1 protein-coding gene is annotated in these 627 nt (G+C 29.5%); it reads left to right on the forward strand.

Annotated features, from left to right (window positions below; all coding sequences use genetic code 11):
• A partial coding sequence (locus IDG60_RS20250) for an exotoxin beta-grasp domain-containing protein (RefSeq protein ID WP_274611456.1) occupies positions 1-375 on the forward strand: 375 nt, incomplete at its 5' end.
• Positions 376-627 lie beyond the last annotated feature (252 nt).

Raw genomic sequence — 627 nt, forward strand, 5'->3', positions numbered from 1 at the left:
GAATTAATTGATCCAAACGGTAGACTATCTACTGTTGGTGGTGTAACGAAGAAAAATAACCAATCTTCTGAAACTAATACACCTTTATTTATAAAAAAAGTGTATGGCGGAAATTTAGATGCATCAATTGACTCATTTTTAATTAATAAAGAAGAAGTTTCACTGAAAGAACTTGATTTCAAAATTAGACAACATTTAGTTAAAAATTATGGTTTATATAAAGGTACGACTAAATACGGTAAGATCACTTTCAATTTGAAAGATGGAGAAAAGCAAGAAATTGATTTAGGTGATAAATTGCAATTCGAGCACATGGGCGATGTGTTGAATAGTAAGGATATTCAAAATATAGCAGTGACTATTAATCAAATTTAAAGTAAGTAATCAATGACTCTAAAGTAATAAATTTGAAGCAGCTTAGCGATGAAATGTTGAATAGATACGTACACCTTACATAAAGGAGCGTATTTAAAACAACCTTGTCGTTAGGCTTTTTTTACGTTTTATAACGCAGGGTATGAGCGTACTAAAAATTCACATTACTTCTGAAAGTGATGTCCATTGAATATTAATTAGTTCTTCATTAACCATGATTTAATTTTAATTAAACGAGTGTTAATGTCAGTC

Source organism: Staphylococcus sp. EG-SA-2 (genome assembly GCF_017152085.1).